Here is a 19,227-nt window from a genome sequence, read left to right on the forward strand (position 1 = left end):
CTTCTTTCTCCCGGCCGGTCTTCATTCTCTGCGCCCACACTAGGCGAAAGGGCCTGGACTGAGCAAGACTCCGTCCAGGCCCTTTCGCCTCACAATGCGGGGCCGGGGCAACGCTTCGCCCCGGGCCTCAAGCTCTATTTCTTCCTGTTGATGCGCACCAGGCTGCGCGCGCCCGTGTCCAGCCCGCGCGCGTCGATGCAGTGGGTGGAGCAGCTGATGCACGGGTCGTAGGCGCGCACGAGCATGGAGAGCCGAAGCTCCAGCTCCTTTTCGCTCAGGCCGGAGAGCTGCGGCACCAGCGCGTCCAGATCCTTCTGGATGTTGCCGTGGTTCTGATTGGTGGGGATGACGCAGTCGGCCTGGAAGATGCGGCCGTTGTCGTCGTATTCATAGAAGTGGAACAGAATGCCGCGCGGCACCTCCACAGCGCCCGCGCCGCGCCCGGCGCACAGGCTGGTGGGCTTGGCCGGGGCTTCCTCGCGGATGCCGCGGGCCAGAAGCTCCTCCACCTGCTGGATGGATTCCTCCACCGTGTGCACGCACTCCACAAGCTGGGCCACGGTGATCATGTACGGATTGGTGCAGCCTTTTTTGAGGCCGAGCTTCTTGGCCGCGGCCTTGGCGCCGGGCATCAGGTGCTCGGCGTTCAGGTTGAAGCGGGCCAGCGCCCCCACCATGTACGACTCGCCCATGTTTTTGGTCCACTTGGCGGTGGAGGTGGGGATGATGTACTCGCGCGAGATGTTGCGGTACTGGCGCACCGGACGGCGCTCGTCCTTGCTGGAGCCGATTTCGCCCCAGTACATGGCGTATTCCGACGGGGAGACGAGGCCGACGTATTCGGTCTCGCGCTCGAACTTGGGGAAGCGGTCCAAAAGCGTGGCGAAGAAATCCACCGCGAAGTCCAGGTTCGGCAGGGTCTCCTTCAACATGGTGCGCACGCTTTGCAGTTCCTCGGTGGTGGGGAACATGGTGAACCCGCCGGGAACCATGCGCTGCGGGTGCGTGGTGCGGCCGCAGATGAGGCGGCTGAACTCGTTGCTCACGCGGCGCGCGGCGATGAACTTGAGCACCACGTCGCGGTGGGTCTGCGCCAGGGGCAAAATGGAGTCCACGCCCATGAGGTCGGGCAGAACGAGGTAGGCGATGTGCAGCAGGTGGCTTTGCAGATTTTCGCCGTGCAGGGCCAGGCGGCGCAGCAAGTGCGTCTGCTCGGTCACGTTGATGTTCAGCGCGTCTTCCGTGGCCTGCAGGCTGGCCAGCTGGTGGCCGATGGCGCAGATGCCGCAGATGCGCGAGACGATGTGGTGCACGTCGGCGTAGTCGCGTCCCACCAGCATGGCCTCGAAGAAGCGCGGGGCCTCGGGCACCTCCCAGCGGCAGGTGGAGACCGTGCCGTCCGCCTCCACGTCCACGGTGATGTTGCCGTGGCCTTCCACGCGCGTCAGGTAATGAACGCGGACCTTCTTGGGTCCCGGCACGCTCTCGGCCGGCGGCGTGGAGACAGGGGTCGCGGGCGACGCGGCCTTCTTCGGCTTGGCCGGGGCTTTGGCGGCGGTCTTTCCTGCTTTTTTTGCGGGCGCTTGGGCGGCTGTCTTGGCCATGTTCCTATCCTCTCGTCGGCCCGTTGGCCGGGCCGGTGGCTGACGTCAGAGACAAAGCGGGCGCGCTAAAGGGCGGCGCCGGTATCGCCCAGGAAGAAGCGCAGCAGGTCCTGGATGGCCTTGCGGCTGGTGCCGGGGCGGTCCATGACGATGCGCGCGGCGTCGAGGTTGGCGCCGGGCACAAGCCCGCGGCAGCCCCAGCAGTGCGCGCCCTGGCTCACGCAGGCGGCCTTGCAGCCCGCGCGGGTGATGATGCCCAGGCACATGCGGCCCATTTCGTAGCGGCACACGTTGCCCGCCTGCTTGCACTCCACGCACACGGGGAAGTCGGCTATCCAGGGCGTGCGCCCCAGCAGCAGTTCCTTGGTGATGCGCGCGAATTCGGTGGGGTCGATGGGGCAGCCGGGCACCTCCGCGTCGACCTTGACCACGCTCTTGAGCGGCCGGGCGGCGTAGGTGGGAAACCAGCGCGCGCTCGAACCGTACACTTCCTCGCGGTAGACGTTCTCCGCCAGGAAGTTCTTGAGGCAGTTGATGCCGCCGATGGCCGCGCAAGCGCCCAGGGCCACAAGAATCTTGGCGTTCTTGCGGATCTCCTTGAGGCGGATCTCGTCCTCCGGGCGGGTGATGGAGCCCTCGACAAAGGCCACGTCGTAGTCGTCGCTGTGGCCGGTGGCCACCTCGCGGAAGCTCACCACCTCAACGTGGCCCAGAATGTCGAGCAGACGCTCCTCAAGGTTGGCGATCTGGAGCTGGTCGCCCTCGCATCCGGCGAAGTCGAAGAAGGCTATTCTTGGTTTTCTTGCCATGTGATCCCTCCCCGCCAAGCGCCTAGATGGCTTCCTGGTAGGCCTCGATGTCCGTGTAGCAGAACACGGGGCCGTCGATGCAGGTGTTGAGCTCGTTGATCTGGCAGTGGCCGCACTTGCCCAGGCCGCACTTCATCTTGCGCTCCAGCGAGACGAAGATCTGGTCCGAGGCGATGCCCTTCTTGCGGCACTCCGCGATGACGAAGCGGTACATGATCGGGGGGCCGACCATGGCCACGTAGGTGTTGCCGGGATCGAGCTCGGCCTTGGGCAGAAGCGTGGTGATGACGCCGACGTTGCCCTTCCAGGTCTCGTCGGGCATGTCCACGGTCTCCAGCACCTCCACGTCGCCGCTTTTCGCCAGGTCGGCTATCTCGTCGACGAAGATGCGCTCCTTGGGCTCGCGCGTGCCCACCATGAGCACCATGCGGTTGAACTCGTCGCGGTGGCGCAGCTGGTAGAACAAAAGCGAGCGCAGAGGGATGTAGCCCAGGCCGCCGGCCACGATGAGGATGTCCTTGCCCACGAACTTCATGACCGGGAACGACGAGCCGTAGGGTCCGCGGATGCCGACCTTGGCACCGGGCTCAAGGGCGTGCAGGGCCTGGGTCACGGCGCCGATGCGCCGCACCGCGATCTCGAAGGTGTTCTGCGTGCGCCGCGGCGGCGAGCTGATGGAGAACGGGGCCTCGCCGATGCCATAGATGGACACGTTGACGAACTGGCCGGGCTTGTGGGCCAGGGGGCGTCCGTTGTCCTGCTCGAAGGTGAAGCGGGTGACGAAGTCGGAGAGCTTGGTCTTCTCCACCAGCGTGACCGGACGCGGCACGTACGGCGAGAAGGGTTTAGTGTTCATGGGCGGTCTCCTCCCAAAGTTCGTTGAACACCTTGAGGGGATTGGCGATGCCCGCGGTGCAGGCGCGCACGCAGCGTCCGCAGCCCACGCAGCCCAGCTCCCCGATCTTGTCGTAAATGTATTTGCCCTTGCGGAAGTACCGGTGGCGGTAACGATCCTGGGCCTTGGGCCGGAAGTTGTGGTTGCCCGCGACCTTGGCGAAGCCCTCCAGCATGCAGCCGTCCCACTCGCGGTAGCGGATGCCCTCCTCCAACTGGTCGTCGGCCTCCTCGCGGATGTCGAAGCAGTAGCAGGTGGGGCACACGATGTTGCACGAGCCGCAGGCCAGGCACATTTGCGAGTAGCGCCGCCACAGGGGCGAGTCCCAGCACTTGGACAAGAGGCGCGGCGTCTCCTCCCAGTTGTAGCGCAGGCCGGTGCGCCTGGCCCGGAAGAGCACGCGGTTCTTGGCGCGGCGCGCGCCTTCCTTGTCGCCCGCCGTGGCATGCATGAGCGGACCGCACATGCTGAGCAGCTCTTCGCCCTTGACCGAGCCGACCTCGACGGTGAACGCGGCCGGGCCGATCTTGGTCCAGTACAGGTCGAAACCGTGCGCCGCCGTGGCCGCGCCCACGCTGGCCCAAAAGGCCGTGGGCGAAACGGTGAGTGGCTCATAGGCCATGATCACGGTCGCCGCGCGGCGGCGAACATAATTCTGGTCCGGCGCGCCGCTTTCCAGCAGCTGGTCGAGCTGATTAATGGCCTTGACGTCGTACGGGTGCACGCCAAAAAGGATCTGCGGCGGGGCCTCGAAGACCGGGGAGGCCTCGCAGGTCCTGCGGTTGAAGGTGATGAGCGTCTCGCGCGGGGGCAAAAGAAAACGCTTGGGCGAGTTGTAGGCAACGTCGAAGTCCCAGGCGATCTCCAAATCCCTTTTCCAGGGCACAAGATCGTAAAAACCTTCGCGCAGTTTCGCCGGAACATAGAGCGCGTAAGACTCGCTCCACTTCTCGAACAGTCCGGGCAACTGCTCCTTGTACACGGTGTACGTCGTCATGATTCCCCTCCGGGATCGGATGGCTGTGACTCTGCGTACAATCCCATAGGGTATAATCCTGGGAGAACGCAACCCATGTTCCAAAATGCACATGGTTTTGCTTGCAAAAAAGGGAGGAACACCCAAAGGCGCTCCTCCCTGCATGATGGACGAACGAATTTTCTTCAGCGCAGGCCGGCGATCCAGGCGCGAAGATTCTGCAACTGCGCGGCCACAGGGCCTGGACCGGTGCCGCCGGAAAGCGCGCGGCGGCGCACGGCCGCCTCGTGCTCCAGCACGGCGAACACGTCTTTTTCGACCAGCGTCGAGAAGCCCCGCAGCTCCTCCAGGCTCAAATCCTCAAGCCGCACGCCCTTCTTCTCGGCCAGGGCCACCGCCGCGCCCGTGGCGTGGTGCGCCTCGCGGAAGGGCAGCCCCTTTGCGGCCAGATAATCGGCAAGCTCCGTGGCGTTCAAAAAGCCCTTGTCCAACGCGCGGCGCATGGCGGCGGGCTGGAACTCCAGCACCTTCAGCATGTCGGCCATGATGGACACGGAGGCGCTGACCGTCCTGTCGGTGTCGAAGAACGGCTCCTTGTCTTCCTGCAGATCGCGGTTGTAGGTCAGCGGCAGGCCCTTCATGATGGTCAAGAGCGTGGTCAGCGCGCCATACACACGCCCGGTCTTGCCGCGCATCAGCTCGCACACGTCCGGGTTCTTCTTCTGCGGCATGATGCTGGAGCCCGTGGAGTAGGCGTCGGGCAGCTTCACATAGCCATAGTTCGGGTTGGCCCAGAGGATGAACTCCTCGCTCATGCGGCTTAAGTGCATCATGACGACGCTGGCGCAGAACAAGGCCTCCAACGCGAAGTCGCGGTCGCTCACCGCGTCCATGCTGTTGGCGAAGGTGGAGCCGAAGCCCACGCTCGCGGCCACCTTGGCCGGGTCGATGGGATGCGTGGTGCCTGCCAGGGCCGCGGCGCCCAGGGGCGAAACGCGCACGCGCTTCAGGCAGTCCTGCAAACGCTCGTGGTCGCGCCGAAACATCTGCGCATAGGCCAGCAGATGCTGCGCCAGGCTCACGGGCTGGGCGGGCTGCAAATGCGTGCAGCCGGGCAGCAGCGTCGCCGCATGCTCCTCCGCCCTTGCCGCCAGCACCTCCACCAGCCGCGCCAGCTCATGGCTCCACACGTCCAGCCGGGCCGAAACATGCAGCCGGAAGTCCAGCGCCACCTGGTCGTTTCTGCTGCGCGCCGTGTGCAGCTTGCCGCCCACCGGGCCGACAATCTCCGTCAGCCTGCGCTCGATGTTCATGTGCACGTCTTCCAGCTCGCGCTTCCACACGAACGCGCCGCTCTCGATCTCGGCCAGGACCTGATCCAGCCCGCGCACAAGCTGCGCCGCCTCGTCGCAGGTGATGACGCCGCAATCGCCCAGCATGGTGGCGTGGGCCTTGGAGCCGATGATGTCCTCGCGGTACAGCGCGCGGTCGAAACTCTCGGACTGGGTGTACTCCTCCACCGAAGCCGTTGCGGCCTCGGCAAAGCGCCCGCCCCACATTTTCTTGGTCATGATGATCCTCCCGGCGTGTCGCGCTGTCTCTGGGTGAGGCTCCGCCTCCCCCAGGCCCCCTCCGCCAAGGGGAATGATTCCCCTTGGAACCCTCAAAGGGGTGTCGAGGAAATGCGTCTTGTTTCTTTGCGGGTCTGAGCCAAATATGCCTGGACTACCATTCCTGAGGCAAAACGTCCGGTCCGCAGCGTCCGATGCGGAGATAACTTCCGGCGCTTGCAACCCGGCGTCTCCAATCCGCCGCGAGGGATGCGGGCTGGCTTCGCAGCCCGCATCCCTCGCGGCCATGGGGGATTCCAAAGGGCCCCTGGCCCTTTGGCGGGGGTTCAGGGGGCGGCGCCCCCTGATTCACAATCGACTATTTGCCAGCCATACGGCCCTTCAGGCGCAGGCCCACGAGCTTGATGAAGCCCGCGGCGTCGGCCTGATTGTAAACCTCGTCCTCCTCAAAGGTGGCGAGGTCCATGCGGTACAGCGAGAACGGCGACTTGCGGCCAACGGGCACGCAGTTGCCCTTGTACAGCTTGAGCCGCACGGTGCCGGTGACCTTTTCCTGGGTCTTGTCGACCAGGGCCTGCAAAGCCTCGCGCTCGGGCGCGAACCAGTAGCCGTAGTAGACCATCTCGGCGTAGCGCGGAATGAGCGAGTCGCGCAGGTGCATGACCTCGCGGTCGAGGCAGAGGCCTTCCAGGTCGCGCTTGGCGATGTGGATGATGGTGCCGCCGGGTGTTTCGTACACCCCGCGCGACTTCATGCCCACGAAGCGGTTCTCCACCATGTCGACCCGGCCGATGCCGTGGCGGCCGCCGATCTCGTTCAGGGTGAGCACCATCTGCGCCGGGGAAAGGGGCTTGCCGTTCAGGGCCACGGCGTTGCCGGCCTCGAAGTCGAGGGTGATCTCCTCGGCCTTGTCCGGGGCTTCCTCGATGGGCACGCAGTAGCGGTGGCAGCCGGCAGCGGGCGCGTTCCAGGGGTCCTCCAACTCGCCGCCCTCGAAGGAGACGTGCAGCAGGTTGGCGTCCTGGCTCCAGGGCTTGGCCTGGCTGACGGGAACGGGGATGCCGTGCTTTTCGGCGTAGGCCACGAGGTCGGAGCGGGACTTCATGTCCCAGTCGCGCCAGGGGGCGATGGTCTTGAGTTTGGGATTGAGCGCCATGGCGGTGAGCTCGAAGCGCACCTGGTCGTTGCCCTTGCCCGTGGCGCCGTGAGCCACAGCCTGAGCGCCCTCGGCCTCGGCGATTTCGCACATGCGCTTGGCGATGAGCGGCCGGGCGATGGAGGTGCCGAGCAGGTAGCGGCCCTCGTACAGGGCGGCGGCGCGCAGCATGGGGAACACGAAGTCGCGGGCGTACTCCTCGCGGATGTCCTCGACATAGGCCTTGGTTGCGCCGGTGGCCAGCGCCTTGGCCTCAACGCCGTCCAGCTCCTCGCCCTGGCCCAGGTCGGCGGTGAAGGTGACGACCTCGCAATTGTAGGTGTTCTTGATCCACTTGAGGATGATGGAGGTGTCCAGCCCGCCGGAGTAGGCCAGGACGACTTTTTTGATGGAACTCATGTTCTGCTCCCTTTCGAGATAGGATTAGAGGGCCTCGAAGACCCATTCGAGAATGGCCTTCTGCATGTGCAGACGGTTCTCGGCTTCATCGAAAATCATGTCCGCGTTGCCCTCGAAGACCTCGTCGGAGATTTCCTCGCCCCGGTGGGCGGGCAGGCAATGCATGACCTTGCAGCCGGGCTTGGCCAGAGCCATGAGCCGGTCGTCCAGCTGGTAGCCCTCGAAGGCCTGCTCGCGGCGCAGCTGTTCGGCCTCCTGGCCCATGCTGGCCCAGACGTCGGTGTTCAGGTAGTCCGCGTCCTTGGCGGCCACGGCCGGGTCTTCGGTCAGGGTGATGCGCGCGCCCGCGGCCTGGGCCTTGGCCACGATGTCCATGTCCGGGGTGTAGCCCGCCGGGCAGGCCAGGGTGAGGGCAAAGCCGAACTGCACGGCGGCCTCGATCCAGGAATGGGCCATGTTGTTGCCGTCGCCGATCCAGCCCACTTTGAGGGAGGGCAGGTCCGGAGTGCGCTCGAACATGGTCAACACGTCGCTCATGACCTGACAGGGGTGGTGCTGGTCGGTCAGGGCGTTGACCACCGGAATGGTGCCCCACTCCACGAGCGCCTCCAGCTTCTCTTGCCCGAAGGTGCGCACGACCATGGCGTCCGCATAGCGGGAAAGCACGCGGGCGGTGTCCTTCAAGGGCTCGTTGCGGCCCAACTGCGACTCGTTCGGCGTCAGAAAAACGGTCTGCCCGCCAAGCTGGCGCACGCCGACTTCAAACGACACGCGGGTGCGCGTGGAGGCTTTTTCGAAAATCAGGATGACGGTCTTGCCATCCAGAAGCTTGGTGCGGATCTTCCCTTCCTTGAGGGTCTTGGCCCGCGAGAGAACCGCGCGCGCCTCCTCCTTCGAGAGGTCCAGGATGTTCAAGAAATGTCTGGGCATGGCGGATTCTCCTCACAGGGACTGCCGGGGGGCGATTGGTGCGAAAATAGTGCTGCGGAATTGGCGCGAAAAAGGACATTTTGCCCAACGCAGCGGCGGATGTAAAGAGGGGAAGAACAACGCCCCCGGCATCCGGCGCGCGGAACTGCATCCTGGCGGTCCGCCGCGCGGCGCGGAGCTGCCCCCGCAAAGGAGCAAAACAACGCGGCCGCCTAGCTGATCGGCCGGAGCATGAGTCGGGAAAACACGGACAACGCTTGCTTGAGCGCCCCAGTCGGCCATGCCGGTCGGAATCGTTTGCAAGCGCGGGCGTACGACTGAAGAGTCCGGCCCGCCCGATCAGTCCAGCCTTACCAGTCCGGCCCGACCAGCCCGTCGCTACCAATCGGAATCGCAGGACGCGCCGCAGCCGCAGCCGTCGCAGGCGCTCACGCTCACGGCGATGCCCACGGCAAGGTCGGTCAGGCTGTCCATCTCCGGGCCGTGGTCGTGCCCGGCCAGATGCAGAATGCCGTGGGCCAAAAGCCGCGCCGTGTGCGCGCCGGGCTCCTGGCCAAACAAAAAGGCCTCGCGGGCCAGGGTCTCCACCGAGAGGAACAACGCGCCAAGCTCCTTGGGCGCTTCGGGGTCGCCCTCGGGAAAGCTCAGGATGTTCGTCGGGCCCTGGCAGCGCAGGTACTTGGCGTTCAGGGCCGCAATGCCCGCATCGTCCACAAGGGTGAGGGTGAGCCGCGAGCCGCTCAGCCCAAGGGAGGCCAGCAGCGTCTCCACCAGGGCGCACAGCTCGCGCCGGGCCAGGGGAAAGCGCGGGTCCAGCGTGGCGGGCGGGGTGGCGACGTTCAGGGTGACGGAGGAGCGGCTCACGCTTTGGCCCCGCCCTTGCGCTCGCGCTCGTGGCGCTCGTAGGCCTGCACAATGCGCCCCACCAGCGGGTGGCGGATGACGTCCTGCTCGTGGAACTGCACGAAGCGGATGCCCGTGACGCCTTGCAGGATGCGGTGCGCCTCCACCAGGCCGGAGCGGGTCTGGGTGGGCAGGTCGATCTGGGTCACATCGCCCGTGACCACGCAGCGCGAGCCGAAGCCCAGGCGCGTCAAAAACATCTTCATCTGCTCGGGCGTGGTGTTCTGCGCCTCGTCCAGAATGACGAAGGCGTCGTTCAGGGTGCGGCCGCGCATGAAGGCCAGGGGAGCCACCTCGATGACGCCGGTCTCCAGCATGTCCTGCACGCGGGCGAAGTCCAGCATGTCGTGCAGGGCGTCGTACAAGGGGCGCAGGTAGGGGTTCACCTTCTCGGCCAGGTCGCCGGGCAGGAAGCCCAGCTTCTCGCCCGCCTCCACGGCCGGGCGCGCCAGCACAATGCGCTTGACCTCGCGCCGCATGAGGGCGGACACGGCCAGGGCCACGGCGAGGTAGGTCTTGCCCGTGCCCGCGGGACCGATGCCGAAGACCAGGTCGTTCTCGCGGATGGCGGTGAGGTAGTCGCGCTGGCTCAAGGTCTTGGGCGCGATGGTTTTTTTGGGGGAGGCCACGTAGACCGTGTCCTGAAAGATGCGGCGGATGTCGGAGCCGGGCTCGCGCAGCAGGATGCGCCAGGCGCAGTCCACATCCTGGGGATGCACCTGCCTGCCCTCGCGCAGCAGCCCATAGAGCTGCGTCAGCACGCTGGCGCAGACCTCCACCAGATCCTCCGCGCCGGAAAGGGTGGCGCTGGCGCCGCGCGTCTCTATGACCACCCCGCTCTTTTCCGTGAGCAGGGCCAGGTTCGCACCCTGCGGCCCAAAAAGCTTGTTGGCCAGCGTGGAGTCCTGAAACTCCAGCTTGCGGACCGTTGCGCTTTGCGTGTTCATGAAGTGCGGCTGCCTCCAGAAAAAGCTCGTTGCCCTTGGCTACAGCAATCAGGCCAGGGCTGCAAGACCGTCACGAGGCGGAGGGCGCGGCGATCTCCGGTCAACGCAAGACCCGGCGCGCAAACGCAATGGCGGCACGGGAGCCCCCCACGCCCTGCCGAAGCGTTGGGCTGGCGCAGACGCTTTCCGCAGCGCAAGAAAAGAAGGCCCATGAGCGCGAGCCCATGAGCCTTTCGAGATGAAACGTCCTCGCGAAGCCTGATCTGAAACGGGAAGGCATCCGCCAACACATTTCGCAAAGGAGCGCACTGCGACGGTCTCGCATTCTCACGGCGGCGCACAGCCGGCCGGTCGAACGAGATGTCTCCCGCCTCTAGCCGCAGCAGGGGCCGTGGCGGCGGGCGGCGTACAGCGCGCGGGCGATGAGCGCCAGCAGCAGCAACGCGCTGCCCACCTCCAGCCAGGGCGGCAGGGCCTCGGTCACCTGGCCCAGCACCGCGTGGATGTTGAAGCCCAACGCCGTGTACACGCGGTTGGCCACATAGCCGAAGAACAGCGAGCACACGGCGATGGCCCCCACATAGACCCCGGTGAGCGCGGTGCCGAAGGTGCGCGCCATGACCGTGAGGGTCGTGGCGTTGGTGGCCGGGCCGGAAAGCAGGAACACCAGCGCAGCGCCGGGCGAAAGGCCCTTCAACAGCAGCGAGGCCGCGATGGGCGTGGAGCTGGACGCGCACACATACAAGGGAATGCCCACCAGCAGCATGGCCAGCATGGAGCTCAGCTCGCCGCCGGGAATGTCGACAAAAAGGTCCGGGGGCAAAAAGGCGGAGATTGCGCCAGCCACAAGCACGCCGGCCAAAAGCCAGCCGCCCACGTCGGCCAGCATTTCGCCAAAGGCGTCGCCCAGGCCGAGACGCAGGCGCGCGCGCAGGCCGGGCCCGGGCTTGGCTTCGCCGGGGCTGGCGGCCAGGGGGCTGGCGGCTGACAAGGGCGCACGCGTCGTCGCGGCGCAGCTTCCGCCGCAAGAGCAGCCATGCTGGGCGCTCGCGGCGGCGGGAACAAGAGCGGGCGCGGAGATCAGCCGCTCCGGCAGCATGTTGGCGGCCAGCCCGGCCACGGCGGCGGTAACAAAGGCCGCCACGGGCCGGAGCGCGGTCATGAGCGGATCGATCATGGCGTAGGTCACGGCCAGGGAGTCCACGCCGGTCTCAGGGGTGGAGATCATGAAGGCTGTGGTTGCGCCGGGGCCTGCGCCTTGCCGCCGCAACCCGAGGGCGGTGGGCAGCACCCCGCAGGAGCACAGGGGCAGCGGCACGCCCATGAGCGCGGCCTTGAACACGGAAAGAGGCCCGCGTCCGCCCAGGTGTCGCGTCAGCCAGGTTTCCGGCAGCAGGGCCTTAAGCAGCCCGGCGATGAAGAACCCGAACAACACAAAAGGCGCGGCCTCGCGCAGCACCGACCAGCATTCGAAAAAATAGCCCATCACGACGTCACGCCACATATCCGCTCCCTGTGCTCACATTCATATATGAACACTTGTTCATGTAAAATCTCAAAAAAACCCTACTCCAACACATGCTCCAGCCCCTGGGCGATGAGCGAATGCACGTGGCCGTCGTCCAGAACGTAAAAGACGTTCTTGCCCTCTTTGCGCGCGCGCACCAGCTTGGCCGTGCGCAGCAGCCGCAGCTGGTGCGAGATGGCCGAGGCGCTGACGCCCAGCGCCGCCGAGATGTCGCACACGCAGAGTTCGCCCAGAGAAAGCGCGTGCAGAATGCGCACGCGGGTGCGGTCGCCCAGAAGGCTGAAGATCTCCGCCAGCCCGGCCGCATCCTCGTCGTCCAGGAGCACAGCGCGCACCTTGTCCACGCGGTCGTGGTGGATGCACGGGCGCTCGCAGGCGTCCAGGCCAGCGTCCCGATTTCTTTCCTGGTTGGCGTCTTCCGCCGGTCCGTCTGCTTCGCGTCCTGCTTTCACCGGCACGCAATCATGTGAACAACCGCTCATGCGTTTCATCTATGCCCGGTTCCTTTGACTGTCAAGCGACTACTGCTTGGCGGTGGCTTCGGTCAGCAGCGTCACGTTGCTCTTGGTGAAGAAGCCGTCAAAGCCCTCAAAGCGGTGGATATACTCGTTGACCATGAGGGTCTCGGCCGAGGGGCGGCTGAAGGTCTGCTTGAGGCCTTCCTCCTTGGAGCCCACAAGCTCCAGCAGGAACTCCATGCCCTGCTCCCGGAGCCCGGCAAAGGTCTCCTCAATGCGCACCGTGCGGAAGGCCAAATGGTGGATGCGCCTGCCGTAGTTCTGGATGAACTTCTCCGTGGGGCCTTCCTGCCCGGCCGCGGCCTCGCCCAAACCGGAGGTGATGACCATGGCGTATGGCTCGCCAGCAAGCCGCGCCACGTTGGTGATGGAGTTCAGGTTGTCCACGTACACGGCCATGGAGAACTCGTAGTCCGTCAGCTCCAGGAACTCCACGATGGCGTCGTCGCGGTCCTTGGCGCGCACCCGCACCGAGGCGTGGTCGAAGATGCCGATGTTGCGCAGGTGGGCGCGGTCCGGCTTGGACAGGCACCAATCGCCCGGGCGCACCAGGTTGGAAAGATGCTGCCGGCCGCCCTTGAGCCATTGGACGAAGCCGAAGGACAGGGCGCTCTTTTCCGAAGGCGCGGTCTGGATGAACAGCGAAGCGTCGGAGCGGACGATGCCGTCCGTCATAAAACGCACCCCGCGTTTTTTCTGTATGTCCACAAAACGCTGCACGTCGCGGCAGGCAAAGACCATGGCCTCCACCCTGGTGCCGGGCAGATGCGCGGACTTGGGGCCCAGGGGCTCGGCGGCGAAGGGGCTTGCGCCCGTGCGCGCGCGCAGGACGAAATCCGCGGAGCCCGGCAGCTCCAGCACGCAGCCCGGGCCTGCTTCATCCACAAAGGACGTGCCGAAATAATAGCCCGTGGTGTTCAAGAAATCCGCTGCCGCGCTTTTGAGCCGGTCCGGCTCCACCCCCATGACCACGGCCTCGAGCCCGCCCACAAGCCCGGTAAGCCCCAGCTCGCGGCGCATCGCCAGCACTTTGGCCACGCGGCCGCGCAACACTGTGTCGTCGTTCCGGAACTGCTTCGGCATGGGGGGTTTCCTCCTGGCTTGGCGCCGGCGGCATGGCCAGCGTTTGCACTTTTGCCCGTCAGTGCCGCTTTGGTCAAGTTTCGAACGTGCATTGACATGGGAGCCGCTTTCACCTAGACCTACAATACGTAGAAACACTTATTCAATATTGCTAATCATAATAATAGGTTGGTTTCAGCATGACTTCGCCTTTCAGTCACAGGCGCGAGTTTTCGGCCCAGCTCAAGGCCTTGCTGCAACGGTCCGCCACAACCTGCACCATGACGGCCGCCCATTGGGACACCTTGGCCGAGGAATTCGGGTCCGAGGTCTATTCCGAGGCGCTCTACCGCCTGACCCGACTGGAGCTGGAGCCCGAGGACGCGCGCGGACGCCTGCTCGCCATCGTGGACCATCAGCGGCAGCTGTCCAAGGCGCTTGGCCGCTGCGTCAGCCTGCTCACCGCCGCCTGCGACTACTTCATGCAGGTCGACCCCATGGTGCGCGAGCCCGTGCTGGTGGAAGTGCGCCTGCTGCAGCAAAAAGAAGAATTCGCCGTGCGCGACGAACTCACCGGCCTTTTGAACCGCCGCTCCTTCAACCAGGAAATCCCGCGCGAGATGGAGCGCTTCCGCCGGTTCGGGCAGAACTTCTCCCTGCTCATGCTCGACCTCGACCACTTCAAGGACTTCAACGACGCCTACGGCCACTCCGCCGGAGACCAGGCCCTGCGCGACGTGGCCGTCATCCTGAGCGAGACGGCCCGGCTGTACGACCGGGTCATACGCTTCGGCGGGGAGGAATTCGCCATCATCCTGCCGCAGACCAACGGCGACGAGGCACTGACCGTGGCGGAGCGCGTGCGCGAGGCCGTGTCCAGCCACCGCGTGCGCTTCGGCGGGCAGGACCTGGACGCGGTCACGGTGAGCATCGGGCTGGCGTGCTACCCCAAGGACGGGCTGGACATGGACGGGCTGGTGCAGAACGCGGACGCGGCCCTGTATCAGGCCAAGGCCCTGCGCAACACGGTGCTGCGCTTCCACGACACCAAGCGCGTGCACCCGCGCTACGCCTTGAGCGATCCCCTGCCGCTCACCATCAAAACGCAGCACCTCGGCGACGTGGCGGCCGATGCCTGGGACGTGAGCCTGGGCGGGTTGAGCTGCATCTCGGCGACGGGCCTCAAGCCCGCCACGCAGCTGCGGCTGGTCATTTCAGACGCGGCGCGGTCCATCACCCTGCCCCTGCTGGCCGAGGTGCGCCGCGTGGCCGCGGGCCATGGCGACACCTTCAACATGGGGCTTTCCTTCCGCCTGGAGAACGTGGAGGACCAGATGAAGCTGCTGGCCCTTTTGGACGGCCACATGGGGCTGGCCACGCCCGGCGATGCGCGCGCCAAGCTTCCGTCGCACGCCTGATCCCGCTTCCGGCCGCAGACCCGGGCCGCTCAATCCTCTTTGCCAAGCCCCGCCCGCGCTCCCCTATTGCCTCTGGCCAGCCAGCGCAACCGGCATTCCATGTCCGCTCACGTCGCCGGCGTCCCAGGGCCGCGCGCAACACAGCAGGTTTTCTAGGTCCGCTCCCGCTCCAGCCGCTCCATCTTGCGTTCAAGATCCACCGCCAAAAGCGCCTCGCCCTGTTCGCGCAGGCGGATGAAATCCTCGGCCTTGTGCTTGGTCAGCAGCTTGTGCGTGTTGGCCGTGGCGTTGCCGATCTCGGCGGCGGAACGCTCTGCGGCCGCGCCGCTGCGCCGCTTGTGGCGCACGCGCAGGTGGCCTTGATAGGCCGCGTGCCCCCCGGCCAGCCCCAGGCGCAGGTCGCGCTCCAAATCGTCGAACTGCGTGGGCGAAAAACGGATGTCGAAACCGCCGGTCTTGTCGATGTCGGCCTCGCGCAGCAGGTGGCAGCAGCCGGTGACGCTGACGCAGGGCCGCAGGTAGCTGAACTGGCCCTGGTCCGGCTGCTCCAGGTGCAGACGCGGCAGCGCCAGCGGCTGGTCCTCGCCGCCCTCGGGCCCGCTTGTCGCGGGCGGCAGAGGCGTCAGGTCCACACTCTGCAACACCAGGGGGTTGGCGTCGTCCACCACGCGGCAGCCCCACACCGAGGCCTCCGGGCAGGCCAGAACCGCAGCGCCCAGCTTGGGCAGCCAGTCCGCCGGCAGGGACACGTCATCGTCCAAAAACGCCACGTAGGGATAACGCCGCGCCTCCGGCAGGGAGAGCAGCCAGTTGCGCGCGGCCGGCGCGCCGATGTTCACGGGCAGGCTGATGACCGTCAGGCGGTCTCCCAAACGGCCGCGCCAGTCCGAGAGCACACGCGGCGTCTCATCCCCGGAGCCGTTGTCCAGGGCCCAGATGCGGCTTTCGCCCAGGTCCGAGGCCGCCAGAGAGGCCAGGGTCTCGTCCAACTCGCGCGCTTTGCTGAACGTATAGAGCAGGATGGCCGCGCCGCCGGGCAGGGGCGCCGCCGCCTTGGCCGCGCCGGTGGCCAGGTCGTGCAGGCGCAGCAACTGGCTCGTGCGCCAGGGGGAGCCGCGCAGACTGCCCCGCAGCACCTGGGCGGCCTCGTCCGCGCCAACGGCCGGGCCAAGGCGCATGAGGCACTCTGAGCGCAGGCAGGCGTCGCCCACGAGGGTCGCCAGGGCAGGAGCCGCGTTCAGGCTGGCAAGGGCGCTATGGGCGTCTCCACGGGCCAAAAACGCATGCGCCGCAAAGCGGTGCCGCAACGGGGCCAGGGTGCGCGGCCATTTGCCCTCGTCCAGCAGCTCGTCCACCAGGGACCAGTCGCCGCCGGGCAAGGCCGTGGGCCAGGCCGATTCCCAGGCCGCATGCTTCCAGAACAGATTTTTGGGCTCTTGCGCCAAGCCCTGGCGCGCGGCGTCAAGGCGCCTGCCCGCGCCCTGGGCGCTCCACCAGGGGTGATCCGGCTTGGGCGGCGTCCAGAAGTTCACCTGGGCCTTGAGCAGGTTCTCCACCGGCAGCGGCAGCGCGGGCCAGCCCGGCAGCGGGGGCGAGAGCAGCATTCCGGCCAGGGCGCCGTCCAGGGGAGATCCGGTCCAGGCGGCGAGCAGCACGCTTTGGGCCAAGGCCAAAAGCCGCAGCCGGAAGCCGGGCTCCGTGGCCGGGTTGGCGGCTTGGGCCAGCACCTGCCGGGCCACGGCCAGCAGGTGGTCGCGCCCGCGCGAGCCGTGCAGCAGCAAGCGCCGCGCACCGGCGGGGATCTCTTGCCAGGAAAGGGGAGCGTGGTTGGCGGCCATGCGTGAGGCCGTCCTTTTGGCGGCATGCGTGTCGGCGTGGATATCGGTCGCGGTCATGCGGGCCTCCGGGCGCGCGCAGCGCCGGGCTTCATCATGTCCTTTCGCACTTCGTCTGCAGCATCACCACGATTGCCCGGGCAATGCAAGCGGCCACGACGGGCGCGGTCGCTATTTCATGGGCCGGATGCGCGTCTCCACGCCGGGCAGGCCCTTGAGCCGCGCCGCCACAGCAGCCATGTCCGTATCGCCGGTGTGGTAGGGATACAGCACCTTGGGCGCGATCAGCCTCGCCGCGGCCTCCAGCATGTCGGGGGTCATGGTGTAGGGCAGGTTCACGGGCAGAAAGGCCACGTCGACGCCCTTGAGCGCAGCCATTTCGGGAATGTCCTCGGTATCGCCCGCGACGTAGATGCGGCTCTTGCCGAAGTGCAGCACATAGCCGTTGCCCTGCCCACGCGGATGGAAGGGTTCGCCCGGGCCGCGCATGTGCTTGCGGTTGTAAGCGGGCACGGCTTCCACGCGCAGGCCCAGCAGTTCCTTGGATTCGCCGTTCTTCAGCACGATGGCGTCCTTGAGCGTGGCCGAGGCCTTGAGCGAGGACACCACGAGGGTGCCGGGCTTGCGGATGGCATCGAGGGCGGCGGTGTCCAGGTGGTCGCGGTGCTCGTGGGTGACGAGCACGAGGTCGGCCTTGGGCAGCGCCGAGTAGTCGGCCTGGGCGGTCCAGGGGTCGATGTGGATGACCTTGCCCTGCCACGTGAGCATCAGGGTGGCGTGGCCGAGGAAGGTGATGGACACGTCGCCCGCGTCGGTGTGGATGACATCCGCGGGTTTGCCGGACTGGGCAAAGGCCAGGGTGAGGGGCAAAACAGGCAGCAGGGCCAGAACACAGGTGAGGAGAAGCTTCTTGCGCATGGTCGCCTCCTGTAAAAAAAAGGGGCGGAGAAAAATCCCCGCCCCGATGTGATGTCCGCTAGCGTGTGAGGTGCCGGTACTTGATGCGGTGCGGCTGCTCCGCCGCGGCGCCCAGGCGGGCCTTGCGGTCGGCCTCGTACTCGCTCCAGTTGCCCTCGAACAGGCTCACCTGGCTGTCGCCCTCAAAGGCGAGGATGTGCGTGGCGATGCGGTCGAGGAACCAGCGGTCGTGGCTGATGACCAGCACGCAGCCCGCGAAGTTCATGAGCGCGTCTTCCAGGGCGCGCATGGTGTTCACGTCCAGGTCGTTGGTGGGCTCGTCGAGCAGGAGCACGTTGGCGCCCTCGCGCAGCAGCCCGGCCAGGTGGACGCGGTTGCGCTCCCCGCCGGAGAGCACGCCGACCTTTTTCTGCTGGTCGCCGCCGGTGATGTTGAACTTGCCTATGTAGGCCCGGGCGTTCACCTCGCGGGTGCCCAGCTTGATGATGTCGTTGCCGCCGGAAATGACCTCGTACACGGTCTTGTCCGGGTCCATGCTGCGCTCCTGGTCCACATAGGCCAGCTGCACGGTGTCGCCCAGGCGGATGGTGCCCTCGTCCGGGGTCTCCTTGCCGGTGATCATGCGGAAGAGCGTGGTCTTGCCCGCGCCGTTGGGGCCGATGATGCCCACGATGGCGCCCGGCGGCAGGCTGAAGTCGATGCCGTCGACCAGCATGTTGTCGCCAAAGGCCTTTTTCACGCCCTTGGCCTCGATGACCACATTGCCCAGGCGCGGACCGGCGGGGATGAAGATCTCCAGCTCCGGGGTCAGCTTCTCGTTCTCCTGGTTCAACAGGTTCTCGTAGGCGCTGATGCGCGCCTTGCCCTTGGCGTGGCGGCCGCGGGGGCTCATGCGGATCCAGTCCAGCTCGCGGGCCAGGGTCTTCTGGCGCTCGGTCTCGACCTTCTCCTCCTGCTGCAGGCGCTGCTGCTTCTGCTCCAGCCAGGACGAGTAGTTGCCCTGCCAGGGAATGCCCCGGCCGCGGTCCAGCTCCAGAATCCAGCCGGCCACGTTGTCCAGGAAGTAGCGGTCGTGGGTGACGGCGATGACCGTGCCCGCGTACTGCTGCAGATGGTGCTCAAGCCAGGCCACGGACTCCGCGTCCAGGTGGTTGGTGGGCTCGTCCAGAAGCAGGATGTCCGGCTTTTGCAGCAGCAGGCGGCACAGGGCCACCCGGCGCTTTTCGCCGCCGGAGATGACATTGACCGGCGTGTCGCCGGGGGGGCAGCGCAGGGCGTCCATGGCCATTTCGAGGCGGCTGTCCAGGTCCCAGGCGTCGCAGGCGTCGAGCTTCTCCTGCACGGCCGCCTGCCGGTCGATGAGCTTCTGCATCTCGTCGTCGCTCATGGGCTCGGCGAACTTCTCGTTGATGCGCTCGAACTCGGCGAGCAGATCGACGGTCTCCTGGGCGGCCTCGGCCACCACTTCGCGCACGGTCTTGGTCTCGTCGAGGTGCGGCTCCTGCTCGAGCAGGCCGATGCTATAGCCCGGAGAGGGCGCGATCTCGCCCTGGAAGTCGTGGTCCACTCCGGCCAGAATGCGCAGAAGCGAGCTTTTGCCGGAGCCGTTGAGGCCCAGCACGCCGATCTTGGCGCCGTAGAAGTACGAAAGCGAGATGTCCTTGAGGACTTGCCGCTTGTCGTAGAACTTGCTCACGCGCATCATGGAATAGATGATCTTATACGGTTCGGCCATGCTCTCCTCTTGTCCCGTTGCAC

General features: G+C 66.4%; 16 protein-coding genes. 1 reads left to right on the top strand and 15 read right to left on the bottom strand.

Going from position 1 to position 19,227, the window contains the following annotated elements:
- Positions 1 to 134: 134 nt before the first annotated feature.
- The 12 genes from ACYQ4W_RS07300 to ACYQ4W_RS07355 form a co-directional block, all read right to left on the bottom strand.
- On the bottom strand, positions 135 to 1,604 hold the full coding sequence (locus tag ACYQ4W_RS07300) for a Ni/Fe hydrogenase subunit alpha (protein WP_459854706.1): 1,470 nt from the start codon (positions 1,602 to 1,604) through the stop codon (positions 135 to 137).
- Between the two features lie 65 nt (positions 1,605 to 1,669).
- Positions 1,670 to 2,413 carry an NADH-quinone oxidoreductase subunit B family protein gene (locus ACYQ4W_RS07305; RefSeq protein ID WP_459854708.1) on the bottom strand — a complete coding sequence of 248 codons (744 nt, stop codon included), beginning with the start codon at positions 2,411 to 2,413 and terminating at the stop codon, positions 1,670 to 1,672.
- A 22-nt stretch (positions 2,414 to 2,435) separates the two neighbouring features.
- Entirely contained in the window at positions 2,436 to 3,269 is an 834-nt protein-coding gene (locus tag ACYQ4W_RS07310; RefSeq protein ID WP_459854710.1) for an FAD/NAD(P)-binding protein, read from the bottom strand.
- Positions 3,259 to 4,305: a 4Fe-4S dicluster domain-containing protein gene (locus ACYQ4W_RS07315; RefSeq protein WP_459854712.1), complete on the bottom strand. Its 1,047-nt coding sequence runs from the start codon at positions 4,303 to 4,305 to the stop codon at positions 3,259 to 3,261. The genes ACYQ4W_RS07310 and ACYQ4W_RS07315 overlap by 11 nt, the downstream gene beginning before the upstream one ends.
- A 164-nt stretch (positions 4,306 to 4,469) precedes the next feature.
- Positions 4,470 to 5,858: an argininosuccinate lyase gene (argH, locus tag ACYQ4W_RS07320; protein WP_459858510.1), complete on the bottom strand. Its 1,389-nt coding sequence runs from the start codon at positions 5,856 to 5,858 to the stop codon at positions 4,470 to 4,472.
- A 355-nt stretch (positions 5,859 to 6,213) separates the two neighbouring features.
- Entirely contained in the window at positions 6,214 to 7,410 is a 1,197-nt protein-coding gene (locus tag ACYQ4W_RS07325; protein ID WP_459854714.1) for an argininosuccinate synthase, read from the bottom strand.
- A gap of 24 nt (positions 7,411 to 7,434) precedes the next feature.
- Positions 7,435 to 8,340, bottom strand: a complete 906-nt coding sequence (argF, locus tag ACYQ4W_RS07330) for an ornithine carbamoyltransferase (protein WP_459854716.1) — start codon at positions 8,338 to 8,340, stop codon at positions 7,435 to 7,437.
- A 378-nt stretch (positions 8,341 to 8,718) separates the two neighbouring features.
- Positions 8,719 to 9,204 (bottom strand): rRNA maturation RNase YbeY, encoded by a 486-nt coding sequence (gene ybeY / locus ACYQ4W_RS07335; RefSeq protein WP_459854718.1) that lies wholly within the window; start codon positions 9,202 to 9,204, stop codon positions 8,719 to 8,721.
- Positions 9,201 to 10,190 (bottom strand): PhoH family protein, encoded by a 990-nt coding sequence (locus tag ACYQ4W_RS07340; RefSeq protein WP_459854720.1) that lies wholly within the window; start codon positions 10,188 to 10,190, stop codon positions 9,201 to 9,203. The genes ybeY and ACYQ4W_RS07340 overlap by 4 nt, the downstream gene beginning before the upstream one ends.
- Positions 10,191 to 10,563: 373 nt before the next feature.
- Complete coding sequence (locus ACYQ4W_RS07345) at positions 10,564 to 11,694, bottom strand: SO_0444 family Cu/Zn efflux transporter (protein WP_459854723.1); 1,131 nt, start codon at positions 11,692 to 11,694, stop codon at positions 10,564 to 10,566.
- Positions 11,695 to 11,756: 62 nt separating this feature from the next.
- The gene (locus ACYQ4W_RS07350) at positions 11,757 to 12,200 is read right to left on the bottom strand and encodes an ArsR/SmtB family transcription factor (protein ID WP_459854725.1); all 444 of its coding nucleotides are present in this window, start codon (positions 12,198 to 12,200) and stop codon (positions 11,757 to 11,759) included.
- A gap of 39 nt (positions 12,201 to 12,239) precedes the next feature.
- Positions 12,240 to 13,319 (bottom strand): hypothetical protein, encoded by a 1,080-nt coding sequence (locus tag ACYQ4W_RS07355; protein WP_459854728.1) that lies wholly within the window; start codon positions 13,317 to 13,319, stop codon positions 12,240 to 12,242.
- Positions 13,320 to 13,498: 179 nt separating this feature from the next.
- Here ACYQ4W_RS07355 and ACYQ4W_RS07360 point away from each other — a divergent pair, with 179 nt between their 5' ends.
- Positions 13,499 to 14,716 (top strand): diguanylate cyclase, encoded by a 1,218-nt coding sequence (locus tag ACYQ4W_RS07360; protein ID WP_459854730.1) that lies wholly within the window; start codon positions 13,499 to 13,501, stop codon positions 14,714 to 14,716.
- 152 nt (positions 14,717 to 14,868) lie between these two features.
- On the opposite strand, the gene ACYQ4W_RS07365 is transcribed toward ACYQ4W_RS07360, so the two are convergent.
- The 3 genes from ACYQ4W_RS07365 to ettA form a co-directional block, all read right to left on the bottom strand.
- Complete coding sequence (locus tag ACYQ4W_RS07365) at positions 14,869 to 16,611, bottom strand: glycosyltransferase (RefSeq protein ID WP_459854732.1); 1,743 nt, start codon at positions 16,609 to 16,611, stop codon at positions 14,869 to 14,871.
- A gap of 111 nt (positions 16,612 to 16,722) precedes the next feature.
- Positions 16,723 to 17,469, bottom strand: coding sequence for an MBL fold metallo-hydrolase (locus ACYQ4W_RS07370; RefSeq protein ID WP_459854734.1), 747 nt, complete (start codon positions 17,467 to 17,469; stop codon positions 16,723 to 16,725).
- 58 nt (positions 17,470 to 17,527) lie between these two features.
- Positions 17,528 to 19,204 carry an energy-dependent translational throttle protein EttA gene (ettA, locus tag ACYQ4W_RS07375; protein WP_459854737.1) on the bottom strand — a complete coding sequence of 559 codons (1,677 nt, stop codon included), beginning with the start codon at positions 19,202 to 19,204 and terminating at the stop codon, positions 17,528 to 17,530.
- Positions 19,205 to 19,227: the final 23 nt, after the last annotated feature.

Source organism: Humidesulfovibrio idahonensis (genome assembly GCF_054657715.1).

Coding starts and splice junctions, on each gene's coding strand:
- ACYQ4W_RS07325 (WP_459854714.1), bottom strand. CDS start 7,410: ATGAGTTCCATCAAAAAAGTCGTCCTGGCCTACTCCGGCGGGCTGGAC.
- ACYQ4W_RS07360 (WP_459854730.1), top strand. CDS start 13,499: ATGACTTCGCCTTTCAGTCACAGGCGCGAGTTTTCGGCCCAGCTCAAG.
- ACYQ4W_RS07300 (WP_459854706.1), bottom strand. CDS start 1,604: ATGGCCAAGACAGCCGCCCAAGCGCCCGCAAAAAAAGCAGGAAAGACC.
- ACYQ4W_RS07355 (WP_459854728.1), bottom strand. CDS start 13,319: ATGCCGAAGCAGTTCCGGAACGACGACACAGTGTTGCGCGGCCGCGTG.
- ACYQ4W_RS07305 (WP_459854708.1), bottom strand. CDS start 2,413: ATGGCAAGAAAACCAAGAATAGCCTTCTTCGACTTCGCCGGATGCGAG.
- ACYQ4W_RS07365 (WP_459854732.1), bottom strand. CDS start 16,611: ATGACCGCGACCGATATCCACGCCGACACGCATGCCGCCAAAAGGACG.
- ACYQ4W_RS07350 (WP_459854725.1), bottom strand. CDS start 12,200: ATGAGCGGTTGTTCACATGATTGCGTGCCGGTGAAAGCAGGACGCGAA.
- ACYQ4W_RS07345 (WP_459854723.1), bottom strand. CDS start 11,694: ATGTGGCGTGACGTCGTGATGGGCTATTTTTTCGAATGCTGGTCGGTG.
- ettA (WP_459854737.1), bottom strand. CDS start 19,204: ATGGCCGAACCGTATAAGATCATCTATTCCATGATGCGCGTGAGCAAG.
- ACYQ4W_RS07315 (WP_459854712.1), bottom strand. CDS start 4,305: ATGACGACGTACACCGTGTACAAGGAGCAGTTGCCCGGACTGTTCGAG.
- ACYQ4W_RS07310 (WP_459854710.1), bottom strand. CDS start 3,269: ATGAACACTAAACCCTTCTCGCCGTACGTGCCGCGTCCGGTCACGCTG.
- argF (WP_459854716.1), bottom strand. CDS start 8,340: ATGCCCAGACATTTCTTGAACATCCTGGACCTCTCGAAGGAGGAGGCG.
- ACYQ4W_RS07340 (WP_459854720.1), bottom strand. CDS start 10,190: ATGAACACGCAAAGCGCAACGGTCCGCAAGCTGGAGTTTCAGGACTCC.
- ACYQ4W_RS07370 (WP_459854734.1), bottom strand. CDS start 17,469: ATGCGCAAGAAGCTTCTCCTCACCTGTGTTCTGGCCCTGCTGCCTGTT.